Genomic DNA, 15,061 nt, shown 5'->3' with positions numbered 1-15,061 from the left:
GCGAATGCTCACTTTACCATGACCTTCTTGCCCTCACCGATGAGGCGGGAGAACTCATCCCGGATGCCGCCCAGGGCCTGGTCAAGCTGCTCCTCGGTTTCGATGCCGCCGGAAAAGAACTGGCCCACCGAAACCGTGGCCAGGCGTTCGCCTTCCAGGACCTGATGCATCTTCGCCACGGCGGCGGCCAGCCGGCTTTCGCAGAGCTCGGTCTCGGACCTCAGGTGGCGGATGGTCTGGTTGTTCCAGTTCTTGTCCGCACATTGATGAAGGTGGCGCGAGATTTCGTCCCGCTGCGCCTCATCCAAACGCTCCCAACCGGGTTCCTTCGAGAGCGACTGGAGAGCGCCCAAGTAGGCCTTGACCCTTCCGTCGAGCGCCTCGTTGTACCGGCGCTTGTACTCGCCGTTGATCGCTGTCGCGGCTTGCGCGATGGGGCCCAGTTCACGGAAGAACGTTTCGCGCTTGAGCAGGTCCTCCAGCAGGCTGCCCTTCTCGACGAAGCCGGGATCAAGGTCCGGTTCCTCGACCAGGGTCGGCATGGTCGACACCGCGCCCCGGGCGTGTTCGATGTCCTTCAGCGCGGTATCGGTCAGGGCCTTCGCGAGGTCGGCTCCGCGCTGGATGGCGTCCTTGATGTTCTTGTGGGACGCGTTGAACGACAGAATGGCGTTCTCTTCATTGCCGCGGCGGATCCCGCGCATCTGGCTGACCGCGGCATCGATAAAGTCCACCCCGGGTAGCTTCGCGCTGCGCATCGTGCCCAGGACGCCGTCGAGAGCCTCTTCATGACGTTCGACCGCCTTCCTGATCTCGGCGGCAATCGGCGCTGCGGCAAGCTCCTTGACGTCGTCCCCGAACGTGTCGCGGTAGTTGTCACCGGCCTCGGCGATAACCTTGAAGTCGATACCCTTTTTGGGCCGGAAGCTCGCTGCGCGGAAGAGGTTGTTTCCGGAGAAGCACTCCTTGGCCGCGGTGCTGGTCGCCTGCTCGATCGCCTGCCCCTTGGACGTCACCTCGATCGCGCCGGCGCGCAGCAGGGCCAGCGTCAGAAGCCTGATGACGTCGAAATCCCATCCGAATGGAGGTTTCTGGAATTCGACTTCGAGGAACTTGCCGGTGGCCTGTTCGCCGTACGCCGCGCGCTCTGTGATCTTGGCCATGATGACCGACAGCGGTACGACGTCGGTCTTGAAGACGCGCTTGTTCTGTTCGTCCCGGAGAAGCTCAAGGTGCGTGAAGACATGCGGCAGGCCCGAGAGGTTTTCCGCGCTCAAGAGCGCGTCGATGCCCCTGGTGACGTCGGTCTTCTTGGCGGAGGCTTCCGAAAAGCGGTTGTAGACGTCGGGCAGAACCTGCTCGAGCACTGCCGATACCGCTTTTCCCACCTCCGACACCGTTCCGGACGGACTGCGATCGTTGCCGTTGAAGTATACTTTGCCGGCCAGGCACGCGGCCTTCAGGCGCCGCTGCAATTCCTGCAGGTGGTTCCGGTGACGCACCTTCTCTTCTGCGATCAGGGCCGTCTCGTCGGCGGTGGTCGCGCCGCGCGTCTTGCGCTTGATCATCTCGTCCGAGCGGAACGCCTCGCGCATCTCCCGCCGGACTTCGTCGTCAATCGTCACCGACCAGAAGACAGCCTTCGGCTCCAGCTGGCTCCGCGTCCGGAGGTTCTCGGCGTCCTTCTCCGCCTCCTTCGTGCTTTCGGCGAGTTCGACATGGAACATGATGTCGCCGCCAACCTCTTCGTTGCCGCCGACCATCAAGCCGGCCTTGAACACCTTGGCATCGCCAAGGGTGAACCCGGGCTGCGGCGCCCAGAAAGAGCTGGAAATAACGGAGGCGTAGATACGCTTCTCGTCCGCGCGCTTGGCCTCGATCGAGGAGCGGGTGAGATCCCAGTCGTCCTCCGCCGGCGTCGGGATGCGGTATCCGCCCTCGCCTTGCCTAACCATAAGCGCCTTCTCGAGTTCGGCGAGCGCCTCGCGGACTTCCGTCAACCTAGAGTCGGCGTCGACCCGGTCGATGAGCGTGGCGGCGATGTTCTCGGCGGTGCGGTGAACCGTCTTCGCGAACTGGAGCAGGCAAACCACCTTCGCCACGGCCTGGGCCAGCGGGGGCTTCACCTTATTGGGGATCGAAATGACCTTGGCACGGATGTCGGATGCGATATTGCCCTCGATGAGGTCATAGACCTGGTCGAGGCGGACAAGCGTGCCAATCGGCGCCTCGGACACCATCGTGGCCGGATTGATGAGCAGCTGCTGAGCCAGCTTGATGATGGTGCGGTTTGCACCACCGACGTGCTTGCTGGCGCCACCCTGCATGCGGAGGCCGGAAACGATGTCGATGATCAGTTCGATCTGGTACGGCAGGAGCGGGTAAAGGTCGACGAAGCGCTCGCGGGACAAGCCCGGGAAGGTGACGTCTGCGGTGATCTTCGAATTGAGATCGAGCCGGGCCCGGTTGTCGTCGAACAGCTTGCCAAGGACCGCCTCGGCCGAGGATTTCTTCTTCAGAACACGACGGCTCGTGACCTCAGAAATGTCTGACGGCTCCAGGTGGACCTGCAGCGGGAAGCGGTCCATCAGCTTGGGAAGCTCGATCCGGCGATCGTCGAGCCCGCTGACGACCTCGCTGAGGCGCTCCTGGGAGGTGACGGCGATCCAATACTTGCCTCGTCCCTTGATGCCGAGTTGCTGCACGATGGCCTGCAGGTCCAGCATCTTCTGGGTGTCGCGGGCAACGAACTGCCCCACCTCGTCGACGACGAAAATCAGCGAGTGGTCAGCCTTGCGGCGCTTCATGAGCTCAACGATGCGGTCCGCCAGCCGGCCGGCCGTGATGTCCATCTTCGGCCGGCCTTTCGACCAGGAGTCCGCCATCGGATAGGTCGCCGGATTGAGCTTGTGCAGGACCGCGCTCGCTTCGTTGAGCGCGAAGATGGTCATGTTCTTCTGCTTGTCCCATGCCTTCTTGTGCAGGGCCTCGAATGTCGCCGTAAACTCCTCGAACCGCCCCTCCGCCTCCAGGGCGATCTCGAGCTCGGCCAGGTCGAAATCCTTGGCGTAGCCGAGGCTTTCGAGGAACAGACGATACATGATCTCGGTCAGCATCATATTGCCCGACCTGATTCCGCGGTCGGTGGAGACGTCGAAGATGACCGTGTGGGTCGGGATCTTCTCGTTGATGGTGTTGAGGACGACGTTGAGCTTGGCGTCGTTGGTGCGGGCCGCGAACCGCTTTGCCGCCGGCGTTCCGAGGATATTCCTGTCTTCGATCGCCAGCCCCAGCACCTTGGCGAAGCTGGACTTGCCGGAACCGAAGAAGCCGGAGATCCAGATGGCGATCCCATCGTGCGGCTTCTGGGGCGTTTCCTGATATCGCTCCAGCACGCGGACGAAGTGCTTCTTGATCGCGTCGGTCACGACGTACTCGTCGATTTCCGAGGCGATGATGTCGGCAGAGGTCTGGTCGACCTTGATGACCTCCTCGATCTGTCGAGTGATGTCATTGTCGAACAGGGTTGCGATCTTGTTCACGGCGTTCATTCCTCAAAAGATCTTAGGACGATAGTTATGCTCGGCATCGAGCACGCCCATGAAACGGAGCCCGGACGCACCATCGAGGTCGCCCGGGTAAAACAGGATGGTCGGCACCAAGACCCGCCCCTTCAGCTGCTCGAGCAAAGAGAAGGTGCGGTAAACCGGGAACAGCGCTCCCGTTCGGTTGATCAGCACGACATCGGTGCGCGGGTCCGGATCGGCCGGCATCCGCTTCGCCACCAGGTCGACCAGGGGCGCATAGTCCTCGAGGATGTTCGTGATCGTCTGCACGGTCTCCTCGACGGTGCCGTTGCGCTCGGCCTCGAACCAATCCTCCATCGGGCGCATCGAGGCCATGGCCTCGTTGAGGCACTCCGCCAAGGAAATCTTGGTCACCCGCTTCGATTTCTGGACCAGGCGCGTCCGGAGCATCGTCAGTTCACGCCGCAGCGGATACTCCTGCTCCGGATCGTAGCGGAAGATCGCGTACGGCATGTCGTGGTAGGCGCTGAGTTTTTCCCTGGGATCGGGCAAGCCGAGGATCGGCTCCAAATCGTCACGGAGACGCCGTTCGAAATCGGTCATGCTGCGACCCTTTCGGCGCATTCGAGTGCGCTCTTGTAGGGCAAGCCGACCTGAACGATGTTGCCGGCGATCTCGTAGTTCAGCCGCCGGAACTGGTGAAGCCGCAGCAGAGCCAGATGGACGTCGGGCTGCGCCATAAAGGCCAGACGCCAAAGCTTGCTTCCCGGCATCTTCGACGAATTGCCCTCAAAGTCGGCGATCATGTGGGCATAGAACATCACCACGTCGTCGCTCATCGCGATGGACGCGAAGGTCTTCACGGGGCCGGAGCCAGTCAACATGCCAAGTTCGGCCGCCATCCGGAGAAGGTCACGGGCGCCGCGCAGTTTGGCGTAGTCGGAGAACGGCTTGGCCTTCGGGCCACGCGTCAGCGCGACCTTCTCGAAGAACGCGCGAACGTCCTCGGTCCGGATCTGATAGCGCCCCTTTTCATGCTCGGCGAACAGCCAGGCAATGGCGAAGTCGTGGAAGGGCTGTTCGGTAGCGCCGATCCAAAGACGCAGGCAGTCTCGCCAATCCGCCAACGACATCCCGCTTTTGGCGAGCGCGATCAGCGGCCGAAGGAACTCCAGGTGACGAAACCGCCGGAGCAGCGTCGATTCCACCTCGCGCTCCCACCCGGCAGTAGAGAACCTTCCGGAAAGCATCGCCTTCAGGTTCTGGCTTTCGGTGAGCTTGTCATCCCAGCCGGCGAAGACCTCGTAGGTCTCCTTCACGAGAACGCCCTTGCGGAGCAACCGCTGCGACCATTCGAGGGAGGGCTTCACGCGTCTGCCCTCCGCGCATACGGAACGACCAAGTTCCCTTGGCTGCCCGCAGCGAAGGAAAGGGCGAGCAGAACGACGGCGCGCCGCCTTTCGTCAAAGACGCCGGGGACGATGATCGAACGGCCGTCGCCGGCTTTCTTGATCTTGGCGCTGGCGGCGATCTCGTCATCGGTAACGAGCTCGAAATCTTTCAGCGCGGCCGGCACTTCGGTATGTCGCAAGCGAGCGACGCGCTCGAAAAAGGGCCGCCAACTCGCGGCGTCGTCGAGCCATCCCTCCCAGAGGACATCCAGACGCTCTTCGAGCGCGTCCGTGAGCCGCCAAAGCGTAACGATGCCGGGCGAATCGAAAATCTGGGCACACCGCAAACCGGCAATCGTGCAAACCGATCGCGCCTGCGCGAACTGGTGCGTTCGCGGAAGCCCGCGCCGCAGTACCGAGGCACCTTGGGGTCCGAGTTGACCGTCGGAATTCCACCAGCGCCCGCAGTCCATCTCGCCGAGGCGAGCGACGACGGTCCGCAGCTTCATCAGCCAGGCCAGATCGATGTCGTTGTAGGTGTCCGCCGCCGCCATGGCGTCCGCTACCGTTTCACGGCGCGGTGCCGCTCCAGCCACTCTTTGGCGGCCGTTTCTAGAACCTGGCTTGCGGTCGTGTCCAGCGACGCGGCGGCGACCTTGATGCCCCGGATGACCTCCGGATCCATCGACGATAGAAACTGTTTTTTGGTGCCGTCCGGGGGCTTTCTTCCCCTTTTTGCCGCCGGTTTCTTTTCCGCCATCACCCTTCCCGCGCGTTGTACGTCGCAAGGAATCGTCACACGGGTTGCGGGTCGCGGCAAGAGTCCGCCGCGGCGGCCTCTTCGCTTTCCCCGACAATCGGCGACCCTTGATCGATTTCACACGTAACATCCCACTGAAAGTTCGGCAATTTTGCCCCGGCAGACGTTCCTATCTATTGACCTATACGAAATAGGTCTATCTGGACTATTGACTTGAGTTAATGTTCCTGCTTTGTTCTGTTCATAACCTTTGTGGTGCTGGGGGTTGGTATGGCGTGCGTAGTGCGAGACTGGCGGACGGAATTCATGGCGGCGCACCCGCGCCTCTTCCACGGCGGCCATGGCTATCCCGAGTGCGGCGAAGGCTGGCGCGACCTCCTGCAGCGCTGCTGCGTCCGGATCGAGCACCTCCTCGACGAGGACGACCAGTTTCATTTTACTCAAATCAAGGAGAAGTACGGCAGCCTACGCGCTTACTGGACAGGGCGGCTATCTCCGGAAGCGAGCGCCCGCGTTGAGGAGGCGATTGACCTGGCCGAGGCCCGCAGCGCCTGCACCTGCGAGGTCTGTGGAGCGGCCGGTCGTCTTCATGACCGCGGCGGCTGGCTCGCAACCGCCTGCGCCGAGCACGCCGATGGCGACCCGGTGCCGGTCAGGCCGGGCTGCGAGAACCTCCACATTGTTCGGAAGATGGTCGAAGGCGGGACCCGCATCGTCTCTTGCCGCCGCTACGACCGCGAGGCGGACGCCTTCGTCGACGTTGATCCGGGCTCCTTGAGCATCGAGGAGTAGCCCGCATGCGTCTCTGGATCCTCAGCGACCTCCACCTCGAGTTGACCCAAGGCTGGGATCTGCCTTCGGGCTCCGACCGCCCAGAGTTCGACGTTTTGGTGATCGCCGGCGACCTCATTCCGAGGATGGAGCGCGGAGTGAGGTGGCTCGCCGAGAGGGTGCCGGATCGACCGGTCGTATACGTCGCCGGCAACCATGAATTTTACGGCGGGGACGAGCGCCGGGGCGTCGAAAAGGCGAAGGCAGCCGCTGCGGGCACTTCCGTCCACGTGCTCCAGAACGAGACCGTGCGCATCGGCTCCGTCACGTTCGCGGGAGCGACCCTTTGGGTCGATTTCGCGCTGCTGGGCGAGCAGCGCCGCGCAATGATAGTCGCCGGCGACCGGATGAATGATTTCCGGCATATCAGAACGAAGAGGTACAGCCAGCGTTTTCGGCCGCACCACGCCCTGGCCCGCCACACGGAATCCCGCAATTTCCTCGAGGCTGAACTCCGTAAAGAGCGCTCCGGGCCGTTGGTGATCGTGACCCACCATGCCCCGCACCGGGCCCAGCCCGACCCGTACCAGGCGCCCCCGTCGGACCTGTTGGAAGCGGCCTACCGCAGCGACCTGACGCACCTCATGGTGCCCGGGCCCGACGACGGACGCGGCGCGCTGCGACCCGCGGACCTCTGGATCTACGGCCACACACACACCTCGTTCCAGGATCTGGTCGGGACCTCGTTGCTGGTCAGCAATGCGAAGGGCTACGGCCCGAACGTCGGGCAGACCACTTGGGACAATCCGCGGTTCGACCCGCACTACGTCATCGAAATCTGAGGGAGGGCAGCCATGACCGACGCCGACGACCACTCGAAACACATCGATCCGCCGTGCCGCCCTGCCCTTCCTTCGGTTTCGAGTGTCTCATGTTCAAAAGAAATCCGGGCGCCATCGGCCCCGACCTATTCGTTTCGGCCAAGACCGCGACCGCCATCCCCGCGCGACATCCCGCGCTTCGGGAAGCGCTTGTTCAATCGTCCCTGGATCCGGCGGTCCGTTCGATCATCTACATCCCGTCGACGGTTGTTGCGTCCGAGCCGGTAGATCTCGACGCCGTCATCCTGCAGCGGGATGACGGCCGCTACCTGCTTGATGTCGTTCCGGCCCGGAAGATCCGCGACATCGAGGACGAAGGTCTCGCCCTGATCGCCTTTTCCGAACAAGGTCTCCTGACCCTGACCGTCACCGCCGAGGACCTGCGGCGGGAGCCCCGCTACGCCAACGCCCGCCTGGTCTGGTCCTACAACGGCATCCTCGTTCCGATCGGGCTGCGCATGGGCATCCTTCAGCTACTCGTCGACGACGGCCCGATGCAGCTCGGCCGCCTCCTGAAGGGCATCCGGACGGACCGCGATCCGACGCCGGCGGTGCTGGCGCTCGCCTGCGCCGATCTTCTCGAACTCGACCTTCTTTCTCGACCGCTCGGTCCGGCGACGATGGTGGGAGCCCGCTCATGAGCCGGACGCCCGGGTATCGCGCGCCCCGTCGCCGGCGGCGGAAATCGAAGCGGCCGGCTGAGGCCGACCGACATCAGCAACGAGGAGGCAACGGAATGCTCGTCATAACCGTCGATCTGATCCCCGGAGGAGTCGAGCCGCTGCGGCGATCCATCGGAACGGTCCAGATATCCAACATCTCCGACTTGGCAGACATCTCGAGCTATCACCTGCTGGCCATGGAGGCGGCCAACCCGCTGACCGGCACTGCGGCGCGCACCGGCGAGTGCATCCTGTTCGGTCACGACCGGCGCCAGTCCGTCTGGAAACTGATTGAGGCGGCTGCGGCCGCGATCGAAACCGCCGACTGGGAGCCACTATGACCGTTGTCCACAGGATTCGTGCGGGCGGCTGGCTGTGCGATCGCCGATCGAGCGACGGACCGGAAACACGTTGTCGTAGAGCAGTCCAAGGCAGCCGGAGGAGACCTAATGAGCGTGCAGGATTTCAAGGACTCGTCTGAATCGATTTTGCTCCCGCGGCCGCGTGGCGAAAATTCGTCGATCGGAGGAGATCAGGCGGACGGACAAATTTTCAAGGATTCGAATTTTCCCGAGCTGGTCCGACCAAGTCGAGGGCCGCCGCCGATCGCCGTTCGAGTCGGCCTGGCCGGCCAAATCTAACTGCAGGGACCGTCTTGCCAGTGGCGATCGCGCTCCGGTACCTCAAGATAAACCAAAACCCGCGTGCCGGGAAACCTGAAGGAGACCACCACTCAACGAAAAGGCGGCCAGCCGGAACTGACCGCCTTCGTTGGGGACGAGCAATCTTAGAAACCTCGGAAGAGGAACCCGAAAAAGCACGACCACCACAGAGCCGGCACCAGACCAGATCGGCGCCGGCAAGGCAACGGCTCTTCGGGCTTCTCTCCACAGATCCACGGAATTCACCGCCCAAGCGACGGACTCTCTTTCCGGCGGACGGCGAAGGTTTGCCCGGAGGCGCCTGCCCGATGACGATGACGCTGAAGCAGTACCTGAAGCCGAATACGGCGGTGCGACCCCCGGTTCCCTCGCCGGAATGGTGGACGCCGACCGGGCGCAGCCGCGGCAAGCGACACTTCAAGTTCGCCTCGAAGGCTTCGAGCCGAGGCGTCGCGATCATCGACGACACCGCGGTCGAAAGCGAAGCCCGGGCGGAACGCAAGGGCACGCTGGTGCTGCGGGCCAGGCCGGACACCCTGCGCGTAGTCGAGCAATCGCCCCAGGTCGAGTACGTCGACGCCAACGGCGTGGTGCATCCGCACACCTTCGACCTCACGGTGTTCCGGACCGACGGCAAGAAGATCGCGGTGGACTTCAAGCCGGCGGCGATGGTCAAGCGGTCGGGCATCCGGGAACTGCACGCAGTTCTCGTTCGCCAGATCTCGCCCCGTACCGCCGACCAGCTCCTGGTGCTGACCGAGCGCATGTACACGAGGGCCGATCTCTACAACGCCGAGCTGATGCACGCCATCGCCCGCGAGGATTTTCCCAAGGACGACGAGATCGTCCTGAAGCTGATCCGCCGCATGAAGGGCCCCGCTTCGATCGCCGATCTGGTCTCGCGTTCCAAGCTGGGGGGCTACGGCTTCAATGCCACGGTGCGCGCAATCGCCGCCGGCCACCTGCGCATGACCCAGCGCCGGCTCATCGACTATTCGGCAGTGGTGATACCGGCCGGAACCGAGGGCTGACCGTGCTATGGTGAAGGTCCGCAACATTCCCGGCCCCATCCACGGCGCCCTCGGACAGCCCGAGCGGATGCGCTTCGGGGACGACGACCGGATAATCCTGGCCGACGACATCGACTACCGGCCGTTCTTCACGAACGATGACGGCCACATTCTCCAAGCCAAGCACGATCTTAAGATCAAGCGCGAAATCTCGCACGCCGAGATGCGCGTCGAAGCATCCAAGGCGAGCTTCCGCCACGACCGCCACTACTACGCGACCGGCGCCATGAAGGCGCGGCTGCGGGCGGGCGTTGCCGACTTGAAGGAACTGCCGTTCGAGGAACGGCAGTCAATCATGTGGAAGGAAGATCTCATCCGCGAGTTCGAGCGGCTGGAAAACCTCTACCCCAAGACGGTCACCCGCGGCGCCCCCCTCAAGAAGGTTATCACTCGTCTGGACAAGATCATCCGGCTTCGCCACAGCCGGATCGCCGACAATGGCCGGCGCAGTTACGCGGGGCGGCTGAAGATGTTCTTCGACCCGCCCGGGCCGAAGGCTTTCCTCGAGTGGGTGAACGCGTACGTCGACGCGGATCGCGATCCGCTGGTGCTGCGTTCGCGCAAATACAAGAGCGGCAACTTCGACGAGCGGCTGGCCGAGGATCTCGTAACGATCGTCGCGAACTACGCCCGGCGCTTCGCCAGCCGTAACAAGCCCAGCGTCAACGGTCTGCGCTGCTCGATGAAGGCTGAGATCGAGAAAGTGATCAATCCGAAGCGCAAGAAGGAAGGCAAGCCCCCGTTGGGCATCCCGTCCTACGGGCGGCTCAAAAGGGAGATCGACGATATGGACTGGTTCGAGAAACTTGCGGGTCGCGAAGGCCCGGATGAGGCGCTGCGGCAGGCACGTGCCTACGGGGACGGCATCGTCGACGTGCTGCGGCCCTTGCAGCAGGTCGAGATCGACCACTGGAACGTCGGTCTCCGAACCATCTTGACCAAAACGGGCGTCTGGACCCGACTGAACCGCCCCTCCCGGCGGAAGCTTCAGAAGGTGCGCATGGTGCTCGGCGCCGCGATCTGCCGGCGGACGCACTGCGTGCTCGCAATGACCCTGTCGCGAACCGCCAGCGTCGAAAGCGCCGTCCGTCTGATCGAGATGGCGGTGTCGGACAAGAAGCGTTTCGCCGACGCCGCGAACTGCCAGACCCCCTACGACATCTACGGCATCATGGAGATGATCTTCTTCGACGGCGGTCCCGCCTTCAACAACAGCGAGATCCGCAGCGTCCTGCGCGATCTCAAGGTTGATTTCGAGATTCCGCCGGGCGGCCTGCCGCACTTCCGCGGCATGATCGAACGCCTGTTCCGCACGCTCGATCAGCGCGTCATCTCCTGGTTCGAAGGCCGGACTTTCAGCGATGTCGTCGCCAAAGGCGACTACGATCCCGACGCCCGCGCCGGCACGAGGGTCGAAGAGCTCGGGCAAGTCCTAGTGCGCTACGTCGTCGATCGCCACCACAACACGCCGCTCAAGGCACTCGGCGGCGAGACACCGCGCGAATGCTATCTGCGTCTCACCAAAAAGCACGGCGTACTGCCGCCGCCCGACAGCCACAAGCTGCGCAACGTGTTCGGCATCGACCTCAAGCGCGTCCTCACGTCCGGCGGCATCCGCTTCCTCAATATCCAGTACCGCTCGCGCGCGCTGCATGAGCACCGCGTCAAGGTCGGCGGCGTCGAAATGGAATGCCGCGTGCACCCGGCCAATCTCGGCGCGATCTCGGTCAAGATCGGGACGGCCTGGCTCACCGTGAAGGCGCCACCGGAGTTCGACGGCGTCGACGCCGAAACCTGGATCGCTGCGGAGGCTGCCATGCGCAAGAAGATGGCCCATACCGAGAAGACCATCACCGGCCCGATCATCAACGCCGCCATCATGGAGATCGAACGTACCTCCGAAATCGGACGCAAGCGCGCCCAGATCGACGACAGCCCGATCCGCCGCAAGGCCCTGCTGGCGGCCGAGATGCAGATGCGGATCTTCGCCGACTATCCCGACGAACTCGACGAAACGGCGCCTGAACCTTCGGTGGACGTCTACGAGAGCGCGATCCCGGTTGCTTCGGATCTTCCTCCTGTCCGCCGTCGACGAAAGGCGGCCAAACGGACGAAAGCTCGCCGGCGCGCCGGTGCGAAGCGGAAGCCGACCAAGTCCACCCGCGCGTCCTCCGCCCCCTCGCAGCGCCCCGCCGGTGGCAGAAAGCCGTCCAAGCCCGGCCGGACACCGACGCCCACCTCCAAGCGTTCCCCGACGCGCCAGGCCGGCCTCAAGCGTGCCCGGGGACGGCGTCCGGGCCTCAAGCGCGGCTGGACGGCCAAGGACTGATCCGTGGCTGGCACCAAAACGACTCCCGAGGAGATCCCGCTGCGGTCCGATCCCGCCAAGCGGTTGCGAGATCTCCTCGGGCCGAAGACGCGCAAGCACGTCGACCTCATGGAGAAGGTAAAGGCGCACTACGTGACGACGGACCGCGACGAGCGTCTCAAGACCGAAATCGAAGTCATGATCGAGAACGCAGTGCAGCGCCTTGATCCATCGCGACCCTACGGCGCCGACAATCGGCGCGAGGGCACCGCCGTCGCCATCGTCGCCGAAAGCGGCGCCGGCAAGACTTCCGCCATGCGGCACTATCTGAAGAACAACCCGTTCTTTCCGAATTACGGCAACCCGGATGGCGGATGCCCGCTGATCACCGTCGGCGTGAAATCGCCTTGCAACCTCCGCAACCTAGGCATGGGAACGCTTCGCGCCGCCGGTTATCTCGCCCGCACGGAGAAGCGCGAGAGCGAAGCTTGGCCGATGGCTGCCTACCAGATGCAGGATCAGGAGATCCTGTTCGTCGCCTACGAGGAGGCCCAGCGCATCATCCAGCAGGCGAACCGTACCGAGCGGGGTAAGGTCATCGAAACGCTGGCCGGCCTGATGACGGATACGGTCTGGCCGCTGCACCTGATCCTGTCCGGCCTACCCAGGCTGAAAGCCCTATTCCAGGACAGTTTTCTAGAAGACGCGAAGCCGGACTCCCCCGAGCGCAAGGCCCACATCACGCTGAAGCGCCGCACCCGCTTCGTCGAGTTCGCGCCCATCGACCTCAAGGCCGACCGGAAGGATATCGATAGCGGCATCGAGGAATACGCAAAGCTCGGCGGCGTTTCGCTCAAACTGCTCAAGGAAGGCGAGATGCGCGCTCGCCTAAGCCACGCGGCCGCATATCAGTTCGGCCTGTTCTGGGACCTTACCACGCTCGCCATCGACGCTTGCCTCCGCTCGGGTCGGAAGGAGGTTGAATTGGATGATTACGCCGACGGCTACGCCACCCGGACCATGGAGCCCGTCGAACTGAATCCCTTCGCGGTCGATCATTGGAACGCGATCGACACCTCCATCATCCAGCGCCACCCCGAAGACCAGATCGACACCAAGCCTCGCGGCAAAAGGAGCAAACCGGAACGCCGTCGGGGCGACGACTGATGCGGCTGCGTCTGAGCGTCTTCTTCCACGCGGACGAGACCCCGATGAGTTTCGTCTCTCGGCTCGCCGCCCGCAACGGCGCCGGCGCACGCACCTTCTGTCGTGACTTCAACCTGCGCTTCCAAGACGTCGTGGACGGCCAGGCCGAAACGCTGCGCCGGATCGCCGGCCTCGCCGGGATCGACCCCGCGCCGCTGCTCGCCAACGCCTTCGTCAAGACCGCGCCCCTGCAGTGGACGTTCCGCGGCCAGGTCCTGCACCGGACCGTGCTTCGCCGGGAGCGCATCGCCATCTGCCCGGCCTGCGCGCTGGCCGACGTCCGGGCAGCACCGGCCCTCCGCCCTCTCGTAGCCGCCCACGGACGGGCGATCTGGCTCCTGGACGTGGTCCGCACCTGCCCCGACCACCGGCGGCCTCTCGTCGTGGCCTCAGGGGGCCGGCCGTCGCGCCATCTGCACGACTTCTCCCACCATGCCGCCGCCATCCTGCCCCGCCTGGCGAAACTGGTGGCCGGACCGCAGCGGGATCCCAGCCCGCTCGAGATGTACGCCATCGCCCGCATCGAGGGGCGCACCGTCTCGCCGCTACTCGACCCGATGCCGCTGGCTGCCGCCGTGCGTCTGTGCGAAACGGCCGGCGCCGTCGCCCTGTTCGGCCCCAAGGTCGACCTCAAGCGGCTCTCCGAGCAGCATCGGCACTCCGCCGGCGGGCGCGGCTTCGAGGCGGTCGCGGCCGGGCCAGAGGCGCTGCGCGCCTTCATGGACGAAATTGTGAGCTCGGTCGGGCCTCGCGTCCGCCTCGACGGTCCCGGGGTCGCGTTTGGCCGCCTGTTCACCCTGCTGACGGTCACCCGCAGCCTGCGGGAATTCGACGGCGTACGCGACATCGCCCGCCAGCACATCGCGGAGAATTTCGCGCTGCCGCCCGGGCACCGTCTTCTCGGCAAGCCGATCGGGCGGCGCCGCCTCCACACCGTCCACACCCTCGCCAAGGAAACCGGCGTCCACCCCAGGACGCTGCGGAAGCACCTTCGCGCCGCCGGGCTCCTTACCGATGCCCAGATAGCGATGTCCGACCACAACGTCCGGATCGACGCCGGCCAAGCGATCGAGATCGCCGAGCAACTGGCCGGCACGCTCTCGCTGGCCGAAGCCATGGAGCACCTCAACGCGCCCCGCGCTCAGATGGACGTCCTGGTGAGGGCCGGCATCGTGGCGCCGCGCCAGCGCGTGACCGGCTTCGGCGCCCAAAACCGATACGCGGTTTCCGACCTCGACGGGTTTCTCGGTCGCCTCGCTGCGAAGGCCCGTCGTCACGCCGGCGACCGCGGCAAGCTCTGCACCATCCCGGAGGCGGCAAAGCGCTGCTGCTGCTCCGCCGCCGACATCGTCCGGCTCATCCTTGACGGCAAGCTGCGCACCACGAAGATCCGCACGCGCGGCTACATGGGTGTCCTGGTCGATCCCGGGGCCGTCCTGAAGGCCGTGCGCGGACCGGATCCCGGCGGGCTCCCGCTGCGCCAGGTCGGCAAGCTGCTAGGGACCCACGACGGCGCGGTCGCCTCGCTGATCGCTGCCGGTCACCTGGCCAGCTACCGCGGCGTCAACGCGGTCAACCGCTGCCCGCAGACGCTTGTGGCGCGCAAGGAGGTCAAGAAGTTCAAGGCCACGTACGTGTCGCTGCACGCGCTGGCGAAGAAGCGCAAACTCTTCATCGGCACCATGAAGACCAGGCTGGAGGTCGCCGGGGTCGCGCCTGCGTTCGATCCGAAGGAGGTCGGGGCGACCTTCTATCGACGGAATGAAGTTAGAGATGGCGGCCAGCTGGATTAATCTGGCACCCGGTCACCGATCAACGGCAGG

General features: G+C 64.4%; 14 protein-coding genes. 9 read left to right on the top strand and 5 right to left on the bottom strand.

Features of this window, described 5'->3' with window-relative positions; all coding sequences use genetic code 11:
* Positions 1-8 precede the first annotated feature (8 nt).
* From brxC to IVB47_RS12400, 5 genes are read right to left on the bottom strand one after another with little or no spacing between them, the layout of a single operon-like run.
* Complete coding sequence (gene brxC / locus IVB47_RS12420) at positions 9-3,551, bottom strand: BREX system P-loop protein BrxC (protein WP_247461860.1); 3,543 nt, start codon at positions 3,549-3,551, stop codon at positions 9-11.
* A 3-nt stretch (positions 3,552-3,554) separates the two neighbouring features.
* On the bottom strand, positions 3,555-4,130 hold the full coding sequence (locus tag IVB47_RS12415; protein WP_247461857.1) for a BREX protein BrxB domain-containing protein: 576 nt from the start codon (positions 4,128-4,130) through the stop codon (positions 3,555-3,557).
* Positions 4,127-4,897: a BrxA family protein gene (locus IVB47_RS12410; RefSeq protein WP_346730790.1), complete on the bottom strand. Its 771-nt coding sequence runs from the start codon at positions 4,895-4,897 to the stop codon at positions 4,127-4,129. Before IVB47_RS12410 ends, IVB47_RS12415 begins: the two co-directional genes overlap by 4 nt.
* Positions 4,894-5,472, bottom strand: a complete 579-nt coding sequence (locus tag IVB47_RS12405) for a BrxE family protein (RefSeq protein ID WP_247461853.1) — start codon at positions 5,470-5,472, stop codon at positions 4,894-4,896. Before IVB47_RS12405 ends, IVB47_RS12410 begins: the two co-directional genes overlap by 4 nt.
* 8 nt (positions 5,473-5,480) lie before the next feature.
* Positions 5,481-5,678 (bottom strand): hypothetical protein, encoded by a 198-nt coding sequence (locus IVB47_RS12400; RefSeq protein WP_247461850.1) that lies wholly within the window; start codon positions 5,676-5,678, stop codon positions 5,481-5,483.
* A gap of 306 nt (positions 5,679-5,984) precedes the next feature.
* Here IVB47_RS12400 and IVB47_RS12395 point away from each other — a divergent pair, with 306 nt between their 5' ends.
* From IVB47_RS12395 to IVB47_RS12355, 9 genes are all read left to right on the top strand, one after another.
* Complete coding sequence (locus IVB47_RS12395) at positions 5,985-6,470, top strand: hypothetical protein (protein WP_247461849.1); 486 nt, start codon at positions 5,985-5,987, stop codon at positions 6,468-6,470.
* Between the two features lie 5 nt (positions 6,471-6,475).
* Positions 6,476-7,291, top strand: a complete 816-nt coding sequence (locus IVB47_RS12390; protein ID WP_247461847.1) for a metallophosphoesterase — start codon at positions 6,476-6,478, stop codon at positions 7,289-7,291.
* A gap of 89 nt (positions 7,292-7,380) precedes the next feature.
* Positions 7,381-7,971, top strand: coding sequence for a hypothetical protein (locus IVB47_RS12385; RefSeq protein ID WP_247461845.1), 591 nt, complete (start codon positions 7,381-7,383; stop codon positions 7,969-7,971).
* 95 nt (positions 7,972-8,066) lie between these two features.
* The gene (locus tag IVB47_RS12380; protein ID WP_247461843.1) at positions 8,067-8,333 is read left to right on the top strand and encodes a hypothetical protein; all 267 of its coding nucleotides are present in this window, start codon (positions 8,067-8,069) and stop codon (positions 8,331-8,333) included.
* Between the two features lie 108 nt (positions 8,334-8,441).
* Positions 8,442-8,633, top strand: a complete 192-nt coding sequence (locus tag IVB47_RS12375; RefSeq protein ID WP_247461841.1) for a hypothetical protein — start codon at positions 8,442-8,444, stop codon at positions 8,631-8,633.
* A 329-nt stretch (positions 8,634-8,962) separates the two neighbouring features.
* Positions 8,963-9,685 (top strand): hypothetical protein, encoded by a 723-nt coding sequence (locus IVB47_RS12370; RefSeq protein WP_247461839.1) that lies wholly within the window; start codon positions 8,963-8,965, stop codon positions 9,683-9,685.
* Positions 9,686-9,692: 7 nt separating this feature from the next.
* The gene (locus IVB47_RS12365) at positions 9,693-12,053 is read left to right on the top strand and encodes a hypothetical protein (RefSeq protein WP_247461836.1); all 2,361 of its coding nucleotides are present in this window, start codon (positions 9,693-9,695) and stop codon (positions 12,051-12,053) included.
* Positions 12,054-12,056: 3 nt separating this feature from the next.
* Positions 12,057-13,199 (top strand): AAA family ATPase, encoded by a 1,143-nt coding sequence (locus IVB47_RS12360; protein WP_247461834.1) that lies wholly within the window; start codon positions 12,057-12,059, stop codon positions 13,197-13,199.
* Positions 13,199-15,031 carry a TniQ family protein gene (locus tag IVB47_RS12355; protein ID WP_247461832.1) on the top strand — a complete coding sequence of 611 codons (1,833 nt, stop codon included), beginning with the start codon at positions 13,199-13,201 and terminating at the stop codon, positions 15,029-15,031. The genes IVB47_RS12360 and IVB47_RS12355 overlap by 1 nt, the downstream gene beginning before the upstream one ends.
* Positions 15,032-15,061 lie beyond the last annotated feature (30 nt).

The organism is Bradyrhizobium sp. 62 (assembly GCF_023073035.1).
In the GTDB taxonomy this organism is placed as follows: Bacteria; Pseudomonadota; Alphaproteobacteria; order Rhizobiales; family Xanthobacteraceae; genus Bradyrhizobium.
Note: the sequence above shows the minus strand (reverse complement) of the source record. Positions and strands in the feature narration are given on the sequence as shown.